Source organism: Nonomuraea sp. NPDC049028 (genome assembly GCF_043197735.1).
GTDB lineage: Bacteria > Actinomycetota > Actinomycetes > Streptosporangiales > Streptosporangiaceae > Nonomuraea.
This window is the reverse complement of record NZ_JBICTR010000011.1, coordinates 232,706-255,827: the sequence shown is the minus strand read 5'-3', so window position 1 is coordinate 255,827 and position 23,122 is coordinate 232,706. Positions and strand designations below refer to the sequence as shown.

18 protein-coding genes are annotated in these 23,122 nt (G+C 69.7%); 12 read left to right on the top strand and 6 right to left on the bottom strand.

Features of this window, described 5'->3' with window-relative positions:
* The first annotated feature begins 65 nt into the window (after nt 1-65).
* Nucleotides 66-392, top strand: coding sequence for a hypothetical protein (locus tag ACGFJ2_RS40170; RefSeq protein ID WP_358179666.1), 327 nt, complete (start codon nt 66-68; stop codon nt 390-392).
* The gene (locus ACGFJ2_RS40165) at nt 389-1,282 is read left to right on the top strand and encodes a hypothetical protein (protein WP_393477523.1); all 894 of its coding nucleotides are present in this window, start codon (nt 389-391) and stop codon (nt 1,280-1,282) included. Before ACGFJ2_RS40170 ends, ACGFJ2_RS40165 begins: the two co-directional genes overlap by 4 nt.
* On the opposite strand, the gene ACGFJ2_RS40160 is transcribed toward ACGFJ2_RS40165, so the two are convergent.
* A complete protein-coding gene (locus tag ACGFJ2_RS40160; RefSeq protein ID WP_357948707.1) occupies nt 1,276-2,439 on the bottom strand; it encodes a WXG100 family type VII secretion target in 1,164 nt (387 codons plus the stop codon). The two genes, ACGFJ2_RS40165 and ACGFJ2_RS40160, sit on opposite strands and share 7 nt — an antisense overlap.
* Nucleotides 2,436-2,747, bottom strand: coding sequence for a hypothetical protein (locus ACGFJ2_RS40155; protein WP_358179668.1), 312 nt, complete (start codon nt 2,745-2,747; stop codon nt 2,436-2,438). Before ACGFJ2_RS40155 ends, ACGFJ2_RS40160 begins: the two co-directional genes overlap by 4 nt.
* 87 nt (nt 2,748-2,834) lie before the next feature.
* Between ACGFJ2_RS40155 and ACGFJ2_RS40150 the strand changes: the two genes are divergently transcribed.
* Both ACGFJ2_RS40150 and ACGFJ2_RS40145 read left to right on the top strand, forming a co-directional pair.
* A complete protein-coding gene (locus ACGFJ2_RS40150; protein ID WP_393477521.1) occupies nt 2,835-3,137 on the top strand; it encodes a hypothetical protein in 303 nt (100 codons plus the stop codon).
* A gap of 26 nt (nt 3,138-3,163) precedes the next feature.
* The gene (locus ACGFJ2_RS40145) at nt 3,164-7,714 is read left to right on the top strand and encodes a hypothetical protein (RefSeq protein WP_393477518.1); all 4,551 of its coding nucleotides are present in this window, start codon (nt 3,164-3,166) and stop codon (nt 7,712-7,714) included.
* Nucleotides 7,715-7,741: 27 nt separating this feature from the next.
* On the opposite strand, the gene ACGFJ2_RS40140 is transcribed toward ACGFJ2_RS40145, so the two are convergent.
* Nucleotides 7,742-9,913 carry a WD40 repeat domain-containing protein gene (locus tag ACGFJ2_RS40140; RefSeq protein ID WP_393477516.1) on the bottom strand — a complete coding sequence of 724 codons (2,172 nt, stop codon included), beginning with the start codon at nt 9,911-9,913 and terminating at the stop codon, nt 7,742-7,744.
* Between the two features lie 10 nt (nt 9,914-9,923).
* Nucleotides 9,924-13,901, bottom strand: coding sequence for a type VII secretion protein EccCa (gene eccCa / locus ACGFJ2_RS40135; RefSeq protein WP_357948722.1), 3,978 nt, complete (start codon nt 13,899-13,901; stop codon nt 9,924-9,926).
* 97 nt (nt 13,902-13,998) lie between these two features.
* On the opposite strand from eccCa, the gene eccD reads away from it, so the two are divergent.
* Together eccD and ACGFJ2_RS40125 are read left to right on the top strand one after the other, a co-directional pair.
* Nucleotides 13,999-15,516, top strand: coding sequence for a type VII secretion integral membrane protein EccD (eccD, locus tag ACGFJ2_RS40130; RefSeq protein WP_393477513.1), 1,518 nt, complete (start codon nt 13,999-14,001; stop codon nt 15,514-15,516).
* A gap of 44 nt (nt 15,517-15,560) precedes the next feature.
* The gene (locus tag ACGFJ2_RS40125) at nt 15,561-16,004 is read left to right on the top strand and encodes a YbaB/EbfC family nucleoid-associated protein (RefSeq protein WP_357948728.1); all 444 of its coding nucleotides are present in this window, start codon (nt 15,561-15,563) and stop codon (nt 16,002-16,004) included.
* 3 nt (nt 16,005-16,007) lie between these two features.
* On the opposite strand, the gene ACGFJ2_RS40120 is transcribed toward ACGFJ2_RS40125, so the two are convergent.
* Both ACGFJ2_RS40120 and ACGFJ2_RS40115 read right to left on the bottom strand, forming a co-directional pair.
* On the bottom strand, nt 16,008-16,745 hold the full coding sequence (locus ACGFJ2_RS40120; protein WP_357948730.1) for a WXG100 family type VII secretion target: 738 nt from the start codon (nt 16,743-16,745) through the stop codon (nt 16,008-16,010).
* A gap of 13 nt (nt 16,746-16,758) precedes the next feature.
* Nucleotides 16,759-18,264, bottom strand: coding sequence for a hypothetical protein (locus ACGFJ2_RS40115; protein ID WP_393477509.1), 1,506 nt, complete (start codon nt 18,262-18,264; stop codon nt 16,759-16,761).
* 313 nt (nt 18,265-18,577) lie between these two features.
* On the opposite strand from ACGFJ2_RS40115, the gene ACGFJ2_RS40110 reads away from it, so the two are divergent.
* The 6 genes from ACGFJ2_RS40110 (at nt 18,578) to ACGFJ2_RS40085 (ending at nt 23,119) form a co-directional block, all read left to right on the top strand.
* Complete coding sequence (locus tag ACGFJ2_RS40110; RefSeq protein ID WP_357948736.1) at nt 18,578-18,928, top strand: WXG100 family type VII secretion target; 351 nt, start codon at nt 18,578-18,580, stop codon at nt 18,926-18,928.
* 32 nt (nt 18,929-18,960) lie between these two features.
* Nucleotides 18,961-19,275, top strand: a complete 315-nt coding sequence (locus ACGFJ2_RS40105) for a WXG100 family type VII secretion target (RefSeq protein WP_357948739.1) — start codon at nt 18,961-18,963, stop codon at nt 19,273-19,275.
* Between the two features lie 80 nt (nt 19,276-19,355).
* Entirely contained in the window at nt 19,356-19,757 is a 402-nt protein-coding gene (locus ACGFJ2_RS40100; RefSeq protein ID WP_357948742.1) for a hypothetical protein, read from the top strand.
* A complete protein-coding gene (locus ACGFJ2_RS40095; protein ID WP_393477505.1) occupies nt 19,757-21,163 on the top strand; it encodes a WXG100 family type VII secretion target in 1,407 nt (468 codons plus the stop codon). The genes ACGFJ2_RS40100 and ACGFJ2_RS40095 overlap by 1 nt, the downstream gene beginning before the upstream one ends.
* A 19-nt stretch (nt 21,164-21,182) precedes the next feature.
* Nucleotides 21,183-22,322: a hypothetical protein gene (locus ACGFJ2_RS40090; RefSeq protein WP_393477503.1), complete on the top strand. Its 1,140-nt coding sequence runs from the start codon at nt 21,183-21,185 to the stop codon at nt 22,320-22,322.
* The gene (locus ACGFJ2_RS40085) at nt 22,319-23,119 is read left to right on the top strand and encodes a WXG100 family type VII secretion target (protein WP_393477500.1); all 801 of its coding nucleotides are present in this window, start codon (nt 22,319-22,321) and stop codon (nt 23,117-23,119) included. Before ACGFJ2_RS40090 ends, ACGFJ2_RS40085 begins: the two co-directional genes overlap by 4 nt.
* Nucleotides 23,120-23,122 lie beyond the last annotated feature (3 nt).

Genomic DNA, 23,122 nt, shown 5'->3' with positions numbered 1-23,122 from the left:
ACTGATCATGAAGAGTGCCATGAGAGCGGGGAGACGAGACCCGACATCAGGAAGAATTCGTACATATGACGATGAAAGCGGCTGCGCCGGGACAGGAGATCTACGTCACCTCCACGGCCATCGGTCACCTGCGCGATCGGGTGGATGACGAGCTGAAGGTGGCCATGTCCTTCGTCAGGAGCCTGGTCGGTACGGTCGGGGTCGAGTCCCCGGGCTTCGGCGTACTCGGGGAGATGGTGCTGGGCGGCACCTACGACGGCATGTGCCGGTGGGCCGACAGCACGCTGGGCGAGGCGGAGAAGACGATCGACAGCTGGTCGGGGGCGCTCGCGCAGGGCGAGCGCAACTGGCGCGCCGCCGAGAAGGCCAGCGCCGTGAGGTACCGCAAATGAGCGAATACGGGAACCTGCGCAACTTCCCGCACCCCGCCTACAACCCGCCCTCCACCGCGAACTCCGGCTACTCGCCCTACAGGTACACCGGCTACAACCCGCCCAACACCCCGGGCTACAACCCCTACAAGCCGCCCACCTTCGGCCCGCCTCCGCAGATGCCGGAGCCGATCGGGCCCAAGGTGCTGGAGTCGATCAAGCGGCTGGGCCGGATGTCGGCTTGGCTGGTCCCCGCCGTGATCGTCGCGGGTACGGCCATCGCCAACGAGCCGGGCATGGCACAGGCGGCCGCGAACTGGAAGAACGGCATCTCCAATCGGCTCGACGACGGGGTCAAGCAACTGCTGCCCCAGCTCGTCGCCACGTCGCGGAGCGGCTGGATCGCCCTCGACCAGCAGGAGTTCGAGCGGGTCGTGTGGATCTTCCACCGGGAGATCGGCGCGCTGCGCGGTGTGCTCGGCGACGTCGGCGGCATGGTCGACGAGGTGGCCGCGGGGTACCGGAGCTACTGGGTCAAGCTGGCCACGCTGGGCGTGACGACGGCCACTCTGCTGCTGTTCGCCAAGCAACTGCAGGCCTTCCCCCACACCAAGCTGTACGGCGGGCTGCTGGAGAAGTTCATCGCCTCCGGAACCAACGGCGCGGTGGCCGTGCTGACCTTGACGCTGGTGTCGGGCCTGCGCGGGGCGGGCGACGTCATGTCCACGGTGATCAAGAAGGAGCACCAGTTCGGCTACATCACGCCGGGCAACGGCGCCGAGATCGACTTCAAGCAGGCGACCATCAACGCCGCGAAGTTCCCGTCGTTCCAGGCGCCGGCGAAGCCCGGTCAGCTGCCTCCGGGCTCCGACAAGTTCGACTGGGTGGAGCCCGAGCAGACCACTCAGTAGGGCCGGTACGGGCCGCCCTGCTCCATCGACTCGATGCCCGGGTGGTTCGCGAGCGATCCGTACCGGTCGTAGGTGTACAGGACCCCGGCGATGATGTTGTCCACCGGCTCCAGGATCTGCTTGTATCCCGGCAGGCTGTTGTGGTCGAACGTGGGCGGGATGGTCTGCATCAGTCCCTGCGACGGCACGCCGTTCTTGGCGTTGATGTCCCAGTTGTTGATGGCGCTCGGGTTGCCCCCGGACTCGTGGTAGATGATGGTCCAGATCCGCTCGATGGCTTTGGGGTCGTTCGGGTCGAGGTCCTGGAGCTTGTCCAGCAGCCCCCTTTTCCGCAGCTCGTCGGCCATCTCCGGGGACTTGATGACCCGGAGGGCCTCCTTGATCCAGTCCACGACCTCGGCCTTGGGCGCGGGGGTGTTGCCGGCCGAGGAGACGCCGCCGCTGTAGGCGTAGCCGGCGCCGCCGCTCGCTCCGCCGCCGTCGCTGCCACCGGCGGCGGCCGCCGACTCCAGCGAGGTGCGCTTGTCCTCGAACGGCGTCCTGACCCACTCGACCTTGCGGTCGCCCGGCTCGAAGTCGGCCCCGTCCGGCTGGGGGACCTTGGTGAAGAAGCCGAACTCGCCGTCCGCGCCGAGCTGCTTGGCCAGCGCCTTCTTGGCGTCCTCCAGGTCGCCTTCGGCCTTCTCCACCAGCGCCTCGGCCTTCGTGACGTTGCCGCTGACGATCGTCGTCTTGGCCAGAGCGTCCTCGGCGTCCTGGGCGGTGGCCTTCGGGTTCAGCTTCGCGTACTGGGTCTTGTACTCCGCCGCGCGTTGGACCGCGTCCTGGCAGAGGGCGTTCACCTTGCCGTGGGCGTCCTCCAGCGAGGTGGCCGCCTTGTCAAGAGCGTCGGCGCAGGCCGACAGCGCGTCATTGAGACCGGTGCTCGCCCGCGGGTAGGCGGCCATGTGCTTGGTGAAGGCGTCGGCCGAGCCGCCCTGCCAGGCCTTGTCCACCTCGCCGACGGACTTGGTCAGGGAGTTGGTCGACCTGGCGACGTGACCGGCGGCCGTCCGCCACGCGTTCGCGGTGCTCCTGATCGCCTGCGGATTGCCGGTCACCTTGGCGAGCAGCGCGGCCAGCCGGTCACCACCGGGCAGGTCGCCGACGCCGCTCATCCGCCGGAGGCCTTCGATGCCTTGCGCAGATTGGTCTCCACCTGGTCGATGGCCTTCTCGACGTTGCTCAGGCGGCTCTTGCCCGCCTGCAGTTCGTCCTTGAGCGCCCGCCAGACCTTGTCGACGTCCGTGGCCAGGCCACCGGAGTCCTTGAGGTCGCCGAAGGTCTTCGACGAGGTCCCCCCGGTCGGCGCGGCGGACTTGGTGCCCTCGAACGCGTCGTCCAGGTCGAACATGTTCGCCACTTTGCGGGCCCGTCTCCCACATTCTTCGAGCGCCTGGTAGTGCACATCGACCCAGCCGCTCATCGGACCCCCAGACGTATTGCTGCGAAGTGCACGAAACATGAGCATAGTGGACAGTTATCGGGGATGTCCCTGAGGAAGGAGAAACTATTGGGGCAGCATGACGGCTACACCGCGCAGTGGGCAAAAATCCGGCACGGGGCCGAAATGGCGCGGGAGGAGGCCGATCACGTGCGTGAGGTGCGTGAGGAGCTGCGCCAGGTGTTCGTCGCCGAGGGCCGGCCCATGGGTGACGACCAGTACGGCGCGGAGTTCGAGAAGACCTTCCCCGATCGGATAAAGGCCATCTTCAACGGCTTCGACGACTACATCGACGAGCTGGAAGGTGTACGGGACGGGATGCACGTCAACGCCAACACGTACGAGGCAGCCGAAAACGACACTCGGGGCTGACGTACGTGCTGCTCGATGGGATACCCGTGCCCGCTTGGGTCCGTCCGTGGGCGGGCTGGGTGCTGGGGACGGACTGGCCCAAAGGCGATGAGGGCGGTCTGTTCCGGCTCGCCGATGGGCTGGTGAAGGCGGCCCGGAGGGTGGCCGCCGGGGCCGACGGGGACGGCATCCGGCTGTACGCCGACGGGTGGGACGGGCCCGCGCTGCGGGCGTTCACCCGCAAGGTGTCCAAGGAGGTGGGCGGTCGCCAGGCGGCTCTGGTGCAGTCCCTGGTGGACCTGGCGTTCGCGTGCAACGAGCTGGGCGTGCAGCTCCAGTTCACCAAGCGGATGATGCGGCTGGCCGTACTGCTGCTGGTGGTGCAGCTGGCGTGGCTGACGTGGGCGCTGGTGTCGCCCGCGGGCGGCCTGGCGGTGCGGTTGATCGGCGTACGCGCGCAGGCGGCGCGGTGGACGGTACGCCAGTTCGCCCGCCGGCTGATGATCAACATCGCGCTGTTCGGCGGATTGCTCGGCGGGATGGACCTCCTGGTCCAGCTGACGCAGTCGCGCCGCGAGGGGGTGGACTGGCGGCAGGTGGGCTCGTCGGCGGCCACCGGAGCGCTGACCGGCGGGTTGCTGACCGGGCTGGCGTGGGCGTTCCCGACGCGCTCGCTGTGGATGCTGATGGGCCAGTCAGGGGTGGCGAACGCGGGCGCCGTGCTGGGCACGGAGCTGTGGAGCGGTGACGGGTCGGTCGATTGGACGCTGGTGCTGAAGGGCCTGTCGTCGGGCGTGGCGGGCGGCGCCGACGCGCATTGGGCGAGCTGGAGCCCGGGCGGCGGCCACCCCGGGCCCAGGGGGCTGGACGAGCACGCGCGCTTCGACGATCCAGGCGACCACGGCCCACGGAACGGCACGGGGCCGGACGACGCGGACGCGAACGGGCGGACGAGGCTGGCTGACGCCGGCGATACCCGTGCCCTGGCCGACGGTGAGCAAGCCCGGCCGCACCCGTACGAGGAGCGGAACATCTTCCGCCGCAGCATCGACCACCTGATCAACTGGGCGCGCCCGGCCGAGACCGGACCCGTCCGGCTCAGGGACCACGCGACGTTCGCCGAGAGCGCCCGTCGCGGGGTGGTCGCGCGCGAACCGCTGGCCGGCGCCGGCGGCGAGACGGTGAAGGTGGAGAAGGTCAGGCTGGCCGACGGCAGTCACGCCGTCGACAAGGAGTTCTCCGGGACGGATCGGCGGGACCGCGACCATCTCAGCTCGCGGCTCGGCCGCGCGGTCGGCGCCGACGTCGCCGCGACCCACATCATCGGCGAGCGGCGGCTGCTGATCGACTGGGTCGACGGCAAGCAGGTGCCGGTCCAGCGCGGTCCCGACGGCAAGTGGCATCTGTCGCGGCTGCACAACACCCGCGAGGGGATCCTCCTCGGCCTGCTCGACGCGCTGACCGGCAACCACGATCGTTTCTCCCCGAAGCGCGTCCAGCAGGACTTCCTGGAGGGCATCGACGGCAGGGTCAAGGGTTACGACGGGGACAAGACCTTCTCCGGGCGGTTACCCGACACGAACAACCCCTTCAGCCGCCACTTCTTCCGCGACAAGGGCGAGATGGCCGACTGGGCGCCCAACCCGCTCAGCAAGGCCGACATCGAGGCGCTCCGGCCACGCGTGGAGGCGCTGCGGCAGGAGTTCCGGGCGCTCGGGCACACGGACTGGTACAGCAGCGTCGAGTTCGCCTTCGAGAAGATCGCGAGGAACGCCAGCGGCACGGTCTCGGTGCTGGACGCGCCCCCCGGCTCCGTGATCGTGGAGCCACGGGCGGCGGCCCCGGCGTTCGGTGAGCGGCCTCGGACGTTCGAGGGAGCCGTCCCGCCGCGGGCCGTGGAGCCCTCGCCGCAGAACGCTTCCGGCGAGATGAAGGCGCACCCGGCACGCAGCCAGGAGCTCAACCCGGACTATCGGACGCCGCTCCTGCCCGTCCACGGCGACAGCGTCAACAGCGGTGTGATGGCCAACGTCATCGACCCGAGGCAGGCGGCCAGGGCGAGCGAGTGGGCCCACCTCAGGAGCAGAGCGACTGTCCACCGGATCGAGAACCGCGTGGGGTACCCGGATCTCGACGCCAGTGCCCGCGTGGAAGCGCGCCGCTTCGCGATCCGGGGTGACGGTGGCGAGGTCCGGCGGGTCACCGAGTTCACGATCAAGATTCGGTACGTCGCCAAGGAAGGCATGACGGCCGAGCAGGTGATGCGGCTCAAGTCCAACGCCCTCGACGGCATGGACCTGTACTACAACCACCAGCACCGGCTTTCCGACGGCAGCCAGTTGCACGTCCGGCTCGAATTCGAGGAGGTGCGCCACGCACGGCCCACCGACACCAATGTGGTGGGCTTCCGCGCCGGCGGCCATCCCGACATCGTTAACTGGTGCGCCAACACCGACCCGCACCTCCACGCCCACGAGATCGGACACCATCTCGGGCTTCCGGACGAGTATCGCGAATACCAGACTCACGGCCGCAGGACGCTCACCGACCGGGGCCTCGAACCAGGCGCCAACCTGATGGGTGACGCGTCCCGCGTGCGCACGGCCGGAAACATCCTGTTAGATCACGCGGGCCACGAGGTCCCGCCACGGGCGACGCTGCTTGACCATCACCTGGCGCACTTCTCCGACCTGCTGCCCCGCTCCGACCGCTTCGCCGAGGGCGACGCGGGGTTCCGGCAGCCGGTCGACGAGTGGACCCGGCCGGTCCACACCCCCGAGACGCTGCGTCTTCCCCGCTACCTGCGCGAACTGCTCGTCCAGTTCCCCCATAGAGGCGGTGACCTGCTCGACCACGTGCAGGTGCTGGATCGCGCCCACTCCCTGTTCGGCGATCGGGTCACCCAGCGCCACGTCGACTACACCGCCAAACTCTTCGACGCCGCCCACTCGCTCTACGGTGCCGTCGTGGACACCCCGACCGTACGAGACCTGCGCCGCCTGCACGGCCTGGTCAAGTTCCTCGGCAGGGGGCCGGACTCGGGGTTGCCCGACGCGGCGTGGCTCAAGGCGGAGACCGAGGCGGTCCTGGGCCGCGGCCATTCCGACCCGAGGAGCGTCGAGGGCCTGTCGAGGCTCGCTGAATGGTTCGCCTACACCGGCGGACAGCCGCATCCCGGCGAGGCAGGAGCGCCGGCCCTGCGCAGGGCGGCCGGAGAGTTCCTCGGCGAGCCCCCGAGCGAGGCCGCCGTCCGCCGCGCCTCGGCCGTGTTCAGCTACGCGGCGGAGCACTCGCCCGTACTGGCCGAGGGAGCCGTGGACTTCGGCCGCGTCACCACCGAACTGCGGGCCAAGCAGGCGGGGGAATGGCGCGGCCGGGCGTTCGATGGTGCGGACTTCGCCCAGCTCGTGGAACGGCTGTACGACGACCCGGGATCCGGGCAGCCCGCGGGGCCGCCCAAGGCTCTTGGGGAGCCCCCGCACACGGGCTCGCACAACACGGGGCCGGCATGGGACGCGCGAAGGGTGGGCGAGGCGGTCACCGACTGGGGGGCCGAGCCGCACGGGGGGAAGCCGCACACCTTCAGCCCGGCCGATCTGGTGGCCGCGCGCAAGCGGGCCCAGCCGGTGAACATGGGGGCACGTGACCCGGGGGTCGCGGCCATCGAGCGTCGCGACATGACCGTCAAGGCACGTGACGGAGTGATGCGGCCCGTCACGGAGTACACCGTCAGGTTCGCCTACCGTTCCGATACGTCGCCGCTGGGCCACCTTGGCACGCGCGTGCGGGCAGGTCTCGACCGGTTCGTCAATGGCAGATACGTGCTGCCGGACGGCTCGGCGCTGCTCGTCCGGGCGGAGTTCGTGCCTGCGGAACACCGCGGTGTGACGATCGGACACCTCGACGAGGCACCTGGCAGTAGGCCGTTCGACTTCCACTATGAGACGTCACACGTCGAGCTGGCGCTCAAGGTCCTCGATCAGCTGGGCATGGACGACGTTCTCGGCCCACCGCGGACGGCCGAGGCCGCCTCGACCGAAGCGGCTCCCAAGGCGGACGCCGTAGCCGCGCACAAGCAGGCGGCATGGGACGCGCGAAGGGTGAGCGAGGCGGTCACCGACTGGGGGGCCGCGCCGCACGGCGGGAAACCGCGCACCTTCCGACCGGCCGAGCTGGTGGCCGCGGGCAGGCAGGTCCAGCCGGTGAACATGGGGGCACGTGACCCGAGGGTCGCGTCCATCCAGCGTCGCGACCTGACCCTCAAACCAAAAGACGGAGTGGTGCGGTGCGTTACCGAGTACACCGTCAAGTTCGCCTACCGTTCCGACATGTCGCGGGCGGACCTGGGCTACTTCGGCAGGCGCGTGCGGGCGGCTCTCAGCCGGTTGGTCGACGGCAGATTCGTGCTGCCGGACGGCTCGGCGCTGCTCGTCCGGGCGGAGTTCGTGCCTTCAGGACACCGCGGTGTGACGATCGGACACCGCGACGGGGCACCTGGCAGTAGGCCGTTCGACTTCCACTATGAGGCGTCATACGTCGAGCTGGCGCTCAAGGTCCTCGATCAGCTGGGCGTGGACGACGTTCTCGGCCCGCCGTAGACGTGGGGCGGTTCGGCCCGTTATGGGTCACTGCGATTCTGGGGGCATTAGGCGGCTTAGCCCGTTATGGGTGACCGCGTACAGATCGCTGGACAGGGCGAGCGGAACGTCCCCCAGCCGGGTCTCGCCGACCCGCTCGCCGTCCGGCAGGCGCCACAGCCGTACGGTGCCGTCGTCGCAGCCCACGGCCAGCACATCGGGCTCGTGGAAGCGCAGGCACCGGACCGTGCCCGGGTTGCCGCCGAGTACAACGACGTCCTCGCCCGTCTCGGCGTCGCGCACCGGCACCAGCCCGTCATAGCTTCCGGCGGCGAGTACGGCCCGGCCGCCGGCCGTGCCGAACGCCAGCGCGTACACCGGCAGCGGATGCCCGTGCACCACCGACAGCGGCCGGCCCGTCGCCGCGTCCCAGGTTCTGACCGCCCGGTCGTACCCGCTGGACGCGATCACGACCCGGCCGCCGATTCGGCCCGTGGCCAGGCACGTGACGCCCGCCGTATGGCCGGTGAGGCGGCGCAGCGGCCGGCCCGAGACCGCGTCCCAGGTCCTCACCGTGCCGTCCATGCCACCCGAGACCAGCAGATCGCCGTCTAGGGCGAGGGCAAGCACCTGACCGGTGTGCGGGGTCGGCACCGCGACCACGCCGTCCACCGGATGATGCACGCGGACGGTGCCGCTGTCGGTGCCGCAGACCAGGTTGCCGCCGTCGAACGCCAGGCTTGTGACACCGCCGTCCCCGGAGGCTGTGGGCGTTTCGGGCAGGAAACTGCCATCGGCCGGCCGCCAGAACCACGGCGTGCCGCCAGGGGACCCGGCGGCCACGAGCGCCCCGTCGCTGGCGACCGCGGTCGCGACGGCGCCGGTGAGCTCCCGCGACAGGGTGCCATCGACCGCCCAGACACGCACCCCATCACCCGCGGTAACCAGCCACTCCGACACGGCACCGGTCGCGGTGGTGGCCCGCCCTTCGGGGGTGGTGGTGATGGCGGTGGCCCATTGGCCTGAGTGCCAGGTGGCCAGGAGTGTTCCGGTGTGCGGGTCGTGGACGGTGACCCGGCCGTCCAGCGCGCAGGAGGCCAGCGCCGGGCGCGCCGCCACGCTGAGGAAGGCCAGCCCGGTCACGCTCGCCTCGTGCCCCTCCAGTACGCGCAGCTCCTGCCCGGTGCTCGCGTCCCAGAGCCGGATCAACCGGTCGGAGCCCGCCGACGCGACGAGTCCGTCAGCTGCGGCGACCGCGTTCACCCAGCCCGGGTGGCCGGGCAGCGAGTGCAGGGTGCGGCCGTCCGAGAGGTCGGTGAGCCGCACAGCCCCGTCGTCGGAGCCGGTGACCAGCAGCGTGCCATCGACGCACACCGCGTTGATCGAGCCCTCGTGCCGGTCCGCCAGCGCGCCCAGCGACCCTGCGGCGTCCCAGACGCGCAGCACGCCGTCGGCGCCGCCGGTGTAGATCAGCCCACCGGACGCGGCCAGCGCCAGGACCGGGCCGTCGTGGCCGGTCGTGGCGTGGAGCTGCTGTCCGGTGCCGGTGTCCCAGACCCTGATGACCAGGTCGTCGCCGCCGGTCGCGACGATCTCCCGGCCACCGGCCGTGCCGAGCGCGACCGCCCGGGTGGGCGCGTCGGTGACGGTGGCACTGCCCAGGTCCTCGCCGTACGGTAGGCCGTACAGGCTGAAAGTGCGCCCGGGACGGGACAGCGCGTACGCCGGCCGCCCGCCGACGGTCCCGAAGGCGGCGGCGGCCGGTGCGCCGGGATCCGGCGGCGGCAGCGCGCGGTCCGGAGTGGAGCGGTGGGCCAGCCTCGGCAATTCGTTCGCCGTCTCCCGGACGGCACCGTCGCCGACCTGGTACACCAGCGCGTCGAGTATCCGCAGGACCGGCTCCAGCCTCACCTCGCCACCATCACGCCACCCGAACAGCAACGACCCGCCCAGCGCCCCGTCCGGTCCGTCCTCACCGTCCACGGTCAGTTCGCGCAGCGTGGAGCCCGGTAGCGGTGTGGGCGCCGCCACGTGCGGAAAGCCCGCCGAGCGCAGGCCGTCCACGAGCCACGGCCACACGGCCTGGTCCAGTTCGGCGGTCCAGGCCCGGACCCCGCCCGCTCGCGCGTGCTCCAGCCGGGCCCGCCCGTCAGCCCAGACCGTCAGCTCCACGGTGCCCGGGAAGGACGTGCCGGTCAGCCGGTAGCGCACATGTGACACGGGTGACAACCTACGGCGCGTCCAGGAAGGCTGTCTGGATCAGGCGCGCACCCGACCTCCGGTCCACGTAGAAGCCGCGCCCCTGCGGAAGCGGCTGCGGCCGCACATTGCCGAACAGCGCGCCCTCGTCCTTGTTGCCCGACATGATCAGCGCCGGGCTGGCCATCTCCTTGAGCCGCTGGACGGCCGGGTCGAACATGGACCGGCTCGCGCCACCCATCTGGCGGGAGATGATCAGGTGCAGACCGATGTCGCGGGCCTGCGGCAGCAGCTCGGCCAGGGGCGCCAGCGGGTTGTTCGAGGTGGCGACGAGGTCGTAGTCGTCCACGATGATGTACAGGTCGGAGCCCTGCCACCAGCTGCGCTCCCTGAGCTGCTCCGGCGTGAGGTCCGCCGGGGGCAGCCGCTTGAGCAGCGCGCTGCGGGCGTCCTGGATCAGCTCGGCCGCCGCGGTGCTGGAGGCCGCGTACCCGATGCGGTGGTCGGTGACCGCGGTGTCGAGCAGGGCGCGCCGGTAGTCGAGCACGATCATCATGCATTCCTTGGGCGTCTTCCTGGCGACCAGGCCCTCCATGATGAGCTTGAGCACGTTCGACTTGCCGCACTCGGTGTCGCCGAACACGATGAAGTGCGGGTCCGCCTCGAAGTCGATCGCGACCGGCGCCAGGGCGGCCTCGTCGATGCCGATGGCGATCCGGTTCGGCCCGGTAAGGGCGGGTTCGGGGAGCGCCGTGGCGGGCAGCAGCGACGGCAGCAGCCGCACGGGGCGGGCGGTGGGACCCTGCCAGGAGGCCCGTACGACCTCCACCAGCGACCGCACTCCGGCGGACAGGTCGTCGGCGCCGCGCACCCCGTCGATGCGCGGCAGCGCGGACAGGAAGTGCATGCCCTCCTTGGTCAGCCCGCGTCCGGGCACGCCTTCCGGTACGGCCAGCGCCGCCTTGCGGCTGACCTCCGACTCGTAGGCGTCACCGAGCTTGAACTCCAGCCGGGTCCCGAACAGGTCCCTGATCCCCGCGCGGAACTCCGACCACTTGTTGGTGGAGGCGACGATGTGGATGCCGTAGCCGAGCCCTCGGGCCGCGAGGTCGGTGATGACCCCTTCCAGTGCCTCGAACTCCTGGCGGATGGTCAGCCAGCCGTCGATCAGCAGGAAGATGTCCCCCCAGCCGTCGCCCTCGTACTCTCCGGCCGCCACGAGACGGCGGTAGGTGGCGATCGAGTCGATGCCGCTCGCGGCGAAGTCGCGCTCGCGCTGCTGCAGGACGGTGGCGATCTCGGCGACGGTCCGGCGTACCCGGTCGGCGTCCATGCGGGTGGCCACGCCGCCGACGTGCGGCAGGCCGTCCAGGGCGGCCAGCGCGCCACCGCCGAAGTCCAGGCAGTAGAACTGCACCTCGCGCGGCGTGTGCGTGAGCGCCATGCTGGTCACCAGCGTACGCAGCACGTTGCTCTTGCCGCTCTGGGTGCCGCCCGCGACGCCGACGTGGCCGGCCGCGCCCGACAGGTCCAGCCAGTACGGGTCGCGACGCTGCTCGAACGGCTTGTCGATGATGCCCACGACTCCGGCGAGGCGGCCCCTGCCGTCCCAGCCGGGCGTGGACAGGCCGAGCTCCGGGGTCACCGACAGCGGAGGCAGCAGGTGCGCGAGGGTCGGCGGCTCGCCGAGCGGCGGCAGCCAGATCCGGTGCGCGGCGGGGCCCTGACCGGCCAGACGCTGTACGACGATGTCCAGCAGGCTGCTCCGCGGCCCCCGCTCGTCGTCCGGCTTGGCGACCTCCTTGGCCGGCTCCTCCACGATCGGGAGCGGCGCGTAGGCCGGGCCGTACTCGACGACCTGGCGGATCGTCTTGTCGTCGCCTTCGGCGGTCGCGCTGCGGGGGTCGCTCTGGTAGGGACCGGAGACGTACGCGGCCTTGAACCGGGTCATCCCGGTGGTGTCGAACTTGAGGAAGCCGTTGCCCGGCGCGGACGGCAGCTCGTAGGCGTCGGCCACACCGAGCACGACGCGGCTCTCCATAGCGGAGAACGTACGCAGGCCGATCCGGTAGGACAGGTGCGTGTCCAGGCCGCGCAGCCGGCCCTCCTCCAGCCGCTGGGAGGCCAGCAGCAGGTGCACGCCGAGCGAGCGGCCGAGCCGGCCGATCATCACGAACAGCTCGATGAACTCCGGCTTGGCCGACAGCAGCTCGCTGAACTCGTCCAGCACCACGAAGAGCGTCGGCATCGGCGCCAGCGCGGCGCCCTGCTCGCGGGCCCGCTCGTAGTCCCGCAGTGAGGCGTAGTTGCCGGCCGAGCGCAGCAGTTCCTGGCGGCGCACCATCTCGCCGTGCAGCGCGTCGTACATGCGGTCGACCAGCGGGAGCTCGTCCTCCAGGTTGGTGATGACCGCCGAGACGTGGGTGAGCGTGTCGAGCCCGAGGAAGGTGGCGCCGCCCTTGAAGTCGACCAGGACGAAGTTCAGAATCTCCGACGAATGGGTGACGGCCAGGCCGAGCACCAGCGTACGCAGCAGCTCGCTCTTGCCGGAGCCGGTCGCGCCGATGACCAGGCCGTGCGGGCCCATGCCGCCCTGCGCCGACTCCTTGATGTCCAGCTCGACCATCCGGCCGTCGGCGCCGAGGCCGATCGGCACCCGCAGCCGGTTGCGGCCCGCCCGTGGCCGCCAGGTCAGCGCCGGGTCCAGCCGCATCGGGTCGCCGATGCCGAGCAGGTCGGTCAGCGTGGTGTTGACCGCCAGCACGTCCTCGACCTCGCCGCCGCTGGTGGCCGAGGCGCGCAGGGGCGCGAGCTGTCTGGCCAGCCCCTCCGCCCGCAGGTAGTCGAGCTTGTCGGGGTTGCCGAGGCGGGTCTTGTTCTCCTTGCCGGCGTGGTCCAGCTTGATCATGTGGAAGCCGTCGGGCTGGATCTCCAGCCGCAGCATGGCCTTCTCCTCCACCGGCCCCGTGGCCCCGGACAGGTCGATCACCGTGACGCCCTGGATGGCGTCCGTGCCGAGCTGCGAGTCGTGGGGCACGTGCCCGCCGTCGACGATGAGCACGTGGTACGGCAGGGCGTCCGCGGGCGAGCCGGGCCGGAACCTGGCCCGCTCCTTGAGCTCGGCGCCCACCAGGCGGTCCAGCTCGCTCATGTTCTCGGCCATCAGCCGCACCGGTCCGGCGGCGTCGACCTCGTCGGGGTGCAGCGCGTGGGGCAGCCACTTGACCCAGTCCCAGTGGCCCATCCACTCCTGACCGGCGCACACCATGATCCGCAGGTCGTCCGGCGAGTGGAACACCGCCATCTGGCCGATCATGGCCCGCACCAGCTCCCGCATGGCCGCCGGGTCGCCGCTGAGCTTGATGCGCGCGAACGAGCCCAGCGCCACGGCCACGGGCAGCTCCGACACGGTCGCGTGCGCCCTGACGAACCTGCGCAGCGCGCCGGCCGACAGCGCGTCCAGGTCCTCCACCGGCTTGGAGTCCGGGGGTATGAGCTGGATGGCCAGCTTCTGTACGCCGGTGCCGAGCCGTACCGTGCTGAAGTCGTCGTCGCGCGGCCGGCGTTCCCACAGGCGGGGGCCCATCGCGATCCACCAGAGCGCGTCGGGCTCGGGGCCGCTCCACTCCAGCGCCTCGCGCTGCTGCTTGGCCGCCCGCCTGACCTTCTTGCGCACCTGCGACAGGTAGCGGAAGTAGTCGCGGCGGGCCCCGTTGAGTTTGTGCTTGCGCTCGCCCGACTGGCGGCCCATCTGTCCCAGCGTCATGCCGAGCATGGACACCGCGAACATGCCGCTCGCCACGTACATGATCGGGTTGGCGTTGCCGCCCGCGGTGAACATCAGGGCCATCGCCGCGGCGCCCGCCACCATGGGCAGGTACGTGAGCACCAGCATGAAGCCCTGCCCCTGGACCTCGGGGATCTCAGGCGGCGATTCGAGCAGGATCTCCCCGCGTGGCGGCTTGGGGCTGGGACGGCGTTCGGGCCGCCGGACAACGACAATGCTCACCGTGGGATGGTCCTCCGTATCGGTTGCTGACCTTCTTACCAGAAGCGACCCGATATGTTCTCTCTTGTCCATGATGCTCGTGGGACGGAGACCAGCCATGGGATCGATGGTCCACGGACCGGCCGTTCAAGGGCCGTATCCGCAGGGTCCCCCGCGCCTGCCAGGCCCGCCGCACCCGCAGGGACCCCCGCATCCGCAGGGGCCGATGCAGGTGAGCTCGCTCGCCCAGGTGCACGTGCCGCTGCCCGCGCTGTGCCACGTGACGATCGTGGGACCGCGGCGCAAGGCCGACCTGGCGCTACCCGCCGACATCCCGCTGCCGCACGTACTGCCCGGCCTGCTGCGCGCCCTGGACGAGCTGGGCGGCGAGTCCGCCGCCGCGCCCGGCTGGACGCTGCAGCGGCTCGGCGGCTCCCCGCTCGACCTGGGCCAGAGCCTCGGCGCGCTGGGCATTCTCGACGGCGAGGTGCTCTACCTGAGGCCGCGCGAGGCGATCCTGCCGCCCGCGCTGTACGACGACGTGGCCGACGTGGTCGCGACCGGCGTCAAGAATTCGTCGGGCACCTGGGAGACCAGGCACACCCGGATGATGGGCGCGAGCGGCGCGCTCGGGTTGCTGGTCCTCGGCGCGATCGCCCTGGCCCTGTCCGGAGCGCCCGCGCTGGTCGTCACGGTGGTGGCCGGGCTGATGGCGCTCGTGGTCGTGGCCACCGGCGCGGCCCTGTCGAGAGCGGTGGGCGACTCCCTGGCGGGCGCCCTGATCGGGCACGGGGCGCTGCCGTACGGCTTCATCGCGGGCCTTTTCGCGCCGGCCAGCGGCGGCACCCTGGCCGGTGTCGGCGCTCCCCACCTGCTGGCCGCGCTCGCCTGCACCGCGCTGGTGGCCACCATCGCGGGCGCGCTGATCTCCGACGGCGTACCGGGATTCCTCGGTACGGCCATCGCCACGACGTTCGGGGCGATAGGCGCGGCCGTGGTCATGGTGTGGGGACCGCCACCCGCCGGAGTGGCCGCGGTGACGGTGTCGATCCTGCTGGCGTTGAGCCCGCTGGTCCCCACGCTGTCGTTCCGCCTGGCCAAGGTGCCGCTCCCGGCCATGCCCACCACCGCGGAGGAGTTGCGGGCCGACAACCAGCGCCTGAACAGCGCGGCCATCCAGGAGCGGACCGTCATCGCCCAGCGCTACGCCACCGGGATGATCATCGCGGTCGGTCTGGTGGCGCTGGTCTCCGAGGTGCTGCTGGCCACGTACGGCGGCTGGATCGCCTCCCTCATGACCGGGACGCTCGGGTTGACGCTGATGATGCGGGCCCGGGTCTTTCGCGGGGTACGCCAGCGGCTGTGGCTGATCACCGTCGGCCTGACGGCGTTCGGCCTGCTCGCGCTCACCCTCGGCCCGAAATCCGGCGTCATCGGCGCCGTGGCCGTGGCGATCGGCATGCTGTGGCTGGCACTGACCGCCGTCGGCATCGGCCTCTGGCTGCCGACGGGCAAGCCGTCGCCGTTCTGGGGCCGCGCGGCGGACATCGTGGACGTCATCCTGATCGTCGAGCTCTTCCCGCTCGCGCTGGGCGTTCTCGAGGTCTATTCCTGGGTGCGCGGTTTGTCCGGGTGATAGGTTGCTGCGCGATTTAACAGTGTTGTGAGAGTGGAGTGAAGATGCAGGAGTTTGGGGACTTCGCGAACATCGACATCGAGAAGCTTCTCAAGGGCGCGGACGAGCAGTTCGCGCGCATCGAAGAGCTCCAGAAGAACATGACCGACCTCGTCGGGCGGGCCCAGGACGACGACGGCCTGGTCACGATCGAGTACGGCAGTGAGGGGCTGCGCGAGCTCCAGCTGCATCCCAAGGCGATGCGGCTGAGCTCGGGCGAGCTCGCCGAGCTCATCAAGGAGCAGCTCCAGGCCGCGACCGCGGACCTGCAGCACCAGGTCACCGAGGCCATGGGCCAGGCGTTCGGCGACGAGGACAACCCGATGAAGTACGTCGAGGACCCCGACGCCGCCCTGAGCAAGATCAAGGAGGCCGAGTCCGCCTACAACCGGACGTTCGAGGACGTCATGGGCGAGCTCGACCGCATCCGCCGCCGCCTGGACCTCTGACCTTTAGGCGTCCTTCTTCATGCCGAGGGGCTGGCCGTCCTTGCCGAAGGTCGGCAGGTTGGGGATGTAGACCTGCTCGAACGCCGGCACCGACTTGGGATCCGTGGGCGTGACGGCCTTGCTCATGTTCTGCGAGGCGCTCTGGCCCAGGTACATGGCCGCCGCTCCGGCGACGCTCGCGGCCGCCACGAAGACCTTCATGGCGTTGCCCGCGATCGTCCTCAGCGTGGCGAGCGCCGCCCCGCCAGAGGCGGTGGTGGCGAGCTCCGTCGCCGCGGTGGCGGGAGGGAAGAGCTTGCCCGCGGCGCTGGCATGGGAGAGGGCGACCAGAACTGTGGCTACGGACACGCTGGCCACGGACATCTGGAAGGAATGCTTGGCGAGCTGGTCGAGCGCTCCCGCGAGCCCTTCGTAGGACTGCGAGCTGTTCTCGGCCTCGGCGGTGAACTTCTTCACCGCGCTGTCGACGTCCGGACGCGCCATCTTCTCCCAGTCGTCATGGTCGATGGTGTCCAGGGCCGATTTGATGGACGCCGCCGCGTTGTTGACCGTCGTGGTCATGCCGCGGGTGTTCCTGGCCGCTTCGCGGATGTCGCTGGGGCTGGAGTACATCGTGCCGATTATCGTCCCGGTGTACTTGCAGATCATTTTCAGTGCGGGATTGGACGGCAGGACCGCGCCATAGAGGCACAAACCCATCGCCATGGAGTAGTAGGTCGACCCGTTCGAGTAGAGATCCATGTCGCCCCTGAGATCAATTCTTCGCGGTGCTCTTGTCGTTGGCCTGACGGACGACGTCGGCTCCCAGGTGGAGCTGCTCGTCCCAGACACCCAGTTGGTTCTTGGCGCTCTTGAGATAGTCGGCGGCCGACGTGCGGGCCGAATGGTACGCGGGGGTGAACGCCATCGCGCCCATCAGGCCGAAGCCCGGGAAGCCGATGTCGATGTTCCGGGCGGTGTTCTCCGCGGCGCCCATGTGGTCCCCCGGGGTGTCGCCGTCGCCGCCTTTGCTGGGGCCGATCTGCTTGCCGAGCTTCTCCATGACCTCGGGGCGGGCCTTGCGCCAGCCGCCGCCGAGCTCGCTTCCGGCGAACTTGTCGTCCTTCGCGGTGCCGCCGGTGTCCTTGTCGCCTGTCTTACCGTCCTTGCCGTCTGTCTTGCCGTCTGTTTTGCCGTCGCCCTGGTCGCCTCCGCCACCGCCGCCTCCGGAGGAGCCGGGAGAGGGGATGGACGGTGTGTCGGCGCCTCCGGTGCCGGGGGTCTCAGCGCTGGGCGTTTCCGGGGTCGGGGTAGCCGGCATGTCAGTGCTCGGCGTTTCGGGGGTGGGCGTTTCGGTGCTCGGCGTCTCGGGAGTGGGTGTTTCCGGTGTTTCCGGGAGGCTGGAGCTGGGGTCTTCGGCGCCGCCGTCGGCCGGCGGGTCCGTCGAGGGAGTCTCGGGGACGGTCGTGTCGTCCTGGCCGCCGGGCTGGCTGGGGTCGGTCTGGCCGGGATCGGTCTGGCTCGGGTCGGTCTGTGGGTCTGCGGGGTCTTGCTGGCCGTTCGGGTCCGTCTGGTCTTGGGGGTCGGTCTCGGAGCCGGAGGGGTCCTGCTGGCCGTCGGAGGTGCCGGGGTCGGTCTGCTGCGGGTCCGAGGTGTCGCCCTGATCGCCGGTGTCCGTGCCGTCCTGGTCGCTCGGGTTGTCCGGGTTCCCGGTGTCGTCCTGGCTCTGCGGCGCATCTGGGTCCTCGGTCGCGTCGTCCGACGCGTCGGGATCGTTCGGGTCTCCGCTCTCGTCGGCGTCCGAGGGCTCCCATGCCGGGTCACCTTCGGCGGCCTGCGGATCGACGGAGCCGGGCTCGCCGTCGGTCACGTCGTCGACCGACTCGGGCCCGAAGCTCAGCTGGTCGGACTGGATCTCGGCCACCGTCGGATCGCTCTGACCGTCGGCCGGCCCCACCTGATCCGGCGGGATCTGGTCGTTGGCCGGCCCTACCTGGTCAGGCGGGATCTGGTCGTTGGCGGGCCCTAGCTGATCGGACGGGATCTGGTCGTTCGCCGGCCCTACCTGGTCGGGCGGGATCGACGGATCGTCGACGGGACCCGCCTGATCCGGCCGCGGAGAGTCGCCGCCACCCGCGATAAGGACGGTCGTATTGCCGTCGACGGAGCCTGGGGGCGCGCCGCCCACCTCAACCTCACCCGGCCCGTCCTGCGGCGGGGGAGAGCTCCAGTTGAGCAGACTGTCGATGCTCGGCCGCCCCATACTCCCGAAATCGGCCACCCTGTCGCCCTCCCAGCAATCAACACAGAAGCGACAAAAGCGTAGCCGTGAGGCTGCTGAGCCGTACAGGTTGTGAGGTTTACGACCAGCCGCGACCGCAGGCCAGCGGCCGGAGTCAGAAATCGCCGAGCTGCCTACCTGCGCGTTTACCTAAAAGTCGCCTAACAGTGATCTAGCCGTTATGTTAAGTATCTGTTATTTCTGGGGCAGATGGGGGCTAGCATGCCATTTGATGTTGTTTGCGGGGGTACCCGGGTTGACCGGACCTACGGCGCCGCCGTACAGAACCAGACCTTGTTGACCTGGAGGTCCAATGGCAACACTTATGGGTACCGCTCCGTCGAAGCTCACCAAAGCCGCCGGCCAGTGTGAGGTCACTGCCCAGTACATCGAGGGCATGCGCCAGCGGGTGCAGACCATCAAGGGCGACCTGATGGCCGCGGGCTGGAAGGGTGGCGCCGCCGGGCAGTTCGGCAAGGCTCTCGACGCCTGGGACGTCGACTTCCGCCAGGTGATCAAGATCCTCGAGGACATCTACGACAAGCTGAACATCAACGCGGGCGTGTACTCCAACGCCGCGCAGCAGAACATGGACATCTCCAGCGGGCTCAACTCCGCCGGCGTCGGCGGTCGTATCGACTCGCTGATCAACGCGTCGCGCTAAGCCCCCAGTACGTAGGTAGGACGGAGACACTCATGGCCGACACGTTCACCCCAGAGGACTACACCTACGCCCACTTCCCCAACATGGAAGCGGCGTACGAGCAGCTGAAGTCGATCGTCACCGAGTTGGACAAGGCGACGGACGACCTCTACAACGACGTCAGGACCACCCTCGGCACCGACTGGGAGGGTGAGGCGAAGACGTTCTTCGACGGCAAGAAGGCCCAGTGGGACGCCCTTGAGGTGGAGATGGGCAAGCAGCTGTTCGAAGCCGCCAAGGCCGTCAGCATCGCCAAGGGTAACTACGAGACCGCTGAGCGGCGCAACATCAACATCTGGACCGACTAGCAGTTCGTCGCGGCGATCGTGCCTCCCTCGGCCGGTGCCTCGAAGCGCCGGCCGGGTTCCTTTTTCTAAGGGGGATGGGGATGACCCAGAAGGACGCAATGGAGGGCCAAGACCCTCTGTACATCGATCCTGATCTGTTCGACTCGGGAGCGGGGCGGGAGCATTCCCCCACCCAGATGCGGGCGATCGCCGAAGAGCTCAAGTCGTACCTCGGCGGCATGACGGGACCCGGCTCGGCGGAGGGCTACACCAACGGCTCCGTGAACGGCCTGCTGGACCACTGCCAGTTGTCCGAGGCGCAGATCGGCACGTGGCACGACGCCAGTGCCTTCAGCCAGACCGTCGGCGCCAACAGCGGCGGCAAGAAGTTCGCACAGGTTTATAAGGAATTCGTCGACGCCTACAAGGACGTGATCGCCGCCGTCGAGGCGAGCGCCGCCAACCATGGCGCCGGCGACAAGGCCAACGAGGGCAAGGGCTGATGGCCGAGGGCAAGGGCGGCCGGCAGGTCGTCGTCATCCTGTCGTTCGACAAGATGCCAGAGGGCGGGACGGTCAACGCATCCAGGGACGAGATCCTGACGATGCTGAACAACACCCAGCCCACCCAGATCGAGGATGCCGGGTTCGCGTACGACAAGGCGTCGAGCGCGATCGAGTCGGCCGTCAACGCGCTGGAAGAGCACGCGGGCAAGATCCTCACTGTGTGGAAGGGCCCCGACGCCAGCAAGGCGCGCCACGCGCTGCAGATGCTGCACGCTTCCGGCGGCGAGCTGTCCACCAAGCTGGAGATGATGGGCTCCGCCCTGCGCCAGTACGCGAGCTACCTCCCCGAGACGATCGCCAAGGTCGAGGGCATCTCGGCGAACAAGAGCTCCCAGAACGACGTCCCCAGCTCTGAAATCATGGTGGACGAGGCCGCCAACGCCAAGGCCGCGAAGGCCGCCGCGGACCGCGAGGCCCAGAAGGCGATGCAGGAGCTCAACAAGAAGATCGTTGATCTCTACAACGTGCAGGTCCCGCACGACGTGTCCTACGAACTGCCCGCCGTCTCGATTCCGGGCGGTACGGGCTCGTACCGCGACCCCGGATACCCGACCGGCAAGGGCATCAACGCCGGCGGGAGCGGGAACGGCGGGAACGGGTCGTCGGACGGCTACGGCGGTTCTTCCGGAGGTACGGGCTCCACGGGCAGCGGTGGTACGGGCTCCGACGGCTCGCGCGGCGGCAGCACGGGCGGCTCGAGCTCCGGTGACCACAGCGGCTCCGACTCGGGCGGCAAGCCTGGCTCGGACACCGGCAACGGTCAGAACGGTAACGGCCAGCCCGGCAGCGACCAGAACGGTGGCGACCAGAGCGGTAACGGCACCGGCGACCAGAGCGGCACCACGCCGGGCGACGGCACCGGCAGCCAGGACCCCTCGCAGACCGGTGACTCCGGCAAGCAGGACCAGACGGTCCCGCCGGTGCTCGGCCAGGACGAGAAGACCAGCAGCGACAACCCCAAGGGCGGCCTGGACCCGAACGGGACGGAAGTGTCGTCCTACTCGCCGACCACGCCGGTCATCACCCCGACCGGCATCACCCCGACCGGCAATCCGGTGAGCACCATCGCCCCCAACCCGGTGGGTGTCCTCTCACCCACTGGCACGCCGCCCAGCGTCCCCTCGGTGCTCGGCTCGCCGAACGGCGCCATGGGCGCCCCGGGCCAAGGGCTCACGGCGGCCATGCGGACCTCGGGCAACGGCATGTCCGGCATGCCGTTCATGCCGATGTCCGGCGCCGGCGCGGGCCAGGACCAGGGGGACTTCGAGCGGATGACCTGGCTCCCCGCGGACAAGGACGACTGGAACTCAGCGCACGACGTGACCGACCCGGTCATCTGCTGACCAGGCTAGAGGGAGTGGGATGGGCGACTCGACGCAGAACTCCAGCCAGGCGGCCGCGCTGGCGCAGCTGCAGAACGGTGGGCAACTGCCGTCGATGACGTCCGGCGTCTCGTTCAAGGCCAGTGCGCTCGATAGAAACAGCGAGTCGATAGACGAACACGCTGGGTTCTTCTCCCAGCTAGAGGGCAAGACAGAAAACCTTCGCGTCCAGTGGCCGCACTTCGGGGTGATCGGCATCGGCGCCAGCAGCGTCCACGAAAAGGCGATCGAACGGCAGGCGGACGCGCTGGCCAAGGGGCGTAAGGCGCTGCAGAGCTGGAAGACCGCGCTCAAGCAGGCCGCCAGGAACTACCAGACGGCCGATGATGCCAACGGCGACGGGGTCAAGAACATCGGCTTCGACCCGAACAGCCTCGGCGGCGGGCCCAACGGCCTCGGCAATCTCGGGAACCTCGGCAACTCCGGCCTGCCGAACACCGGCGCCGGGCTGCCTGACATGTCCGGCGGAGGCAAGCCGCCGGGGATCGATACCGGTCTGCCCAAGACGGACCTTCCCTCGACCGACCTTCCGAAGACCGACCTGCCGAAGACTGATTTGCCGTCGAGCGACCTCCCCTCGACGAACCTGCCCAAGACGGACCTGCCGTCGGCTTCCCTGGGGAACCAGCCCGACATGAAGGTGCCGAGTATCGACTCGGCGCTCAACGGCCAGCCGCAAATCCCCGACCCGAAGCTGCCCGACGTCGACAGCAAGCTCCCCGACGGGACGCAGCTGTCCCAGTTCGACCCCAACTCGCTGAACACCCCGCAGGTCAAGAACCCGGACCTCAGCACCCTGTCCCCGGACCTGAACGGTTCCGCCACCAGGACCGGCCCCGGCTCGGGCATCGGCAGTGGCGGCGGCACCGGCACTGGCACCGGGTTCGGCACGGGCATCGGCGGAGGCGTGGGCGCGGGCGCGGGTGCCGTACCGGCCGGCCTGCGAGGCGTGAACGGTACGAACGGCATGCCCATGATGCCGATGATGCCGATGAGCGGCGCCGGGACCGGTGGCGACAAGGAGAACGAGCGCCAGAACGCGCTGCTCGGCGAGGACGAGGGCGTCTGGGGCGGCGACGATGAGATCGCACCTGAAGTGATTGGGCGGGATTCCAGATGAGTGAGCTAGGCGCGGGGCTCTACCTGGCGGCGGCGGCCATGGCGTCCTCCGCCGCCTTCGTGATCCAGCAGCCATGGGCCTTCTACGCCGCCGCCGGCATCGGCACGCTGGTGTCGAACCCCGGGGCGATGGCGGACGCCGCCAAGGCTTGGCAGAGTGTCGACCACGCTGGCCTGATGTCCGAGCTGGACGAGCTGGACGACGGGCTGGACCAGCTCAAGAAGCAGCTGAAGACCTCGGGCAAGTGGGAAGGCGGGGCCTTCGACACCTTCGAGGGCATCCACACGGCCTTCAAGAATGGGGTCAAGTCCCTCAAGGAGACGCGTAACGACACTGGGGAGGCCGTCCACTCGGCGTCCAAGGCTTACTACGTCGGCTCCGGGGTAGTCATGCTGGCGGCCGTCGGCATGATGGGCTTTGCTGTGTACAAGCTGCTCTCGTCCGCCACCCCGTTTACCAAGGCCGTGGGCGAGGCGCTGGTAGCCGTGCGGGGCTCCCTCACCCTGCAGTCCATCAGGAAGCTGATCGCCAAGCAGGGCTTGATCGTCGCAGGCCTCGGCATGGTCCTCTACATGTCCATGCAGCAGACCGAGATGACCGGGAAGCTCTTCCCCATGCTGGAGGCTTCCATCCCCACCGAGATGAGCGCGATGAAGTCAGGTGGCATGCCGCCCTTCTCCGACGCCGGCATGGCGTACGACGAGAAGATGGGCGGCCTCACCGTGAAGATGGACGACTCCCTGACCGGGAAGCTGCCCGGCGGTTCCGGCAGCCCCGGCAAGACGGCCGAGGTCTGACTC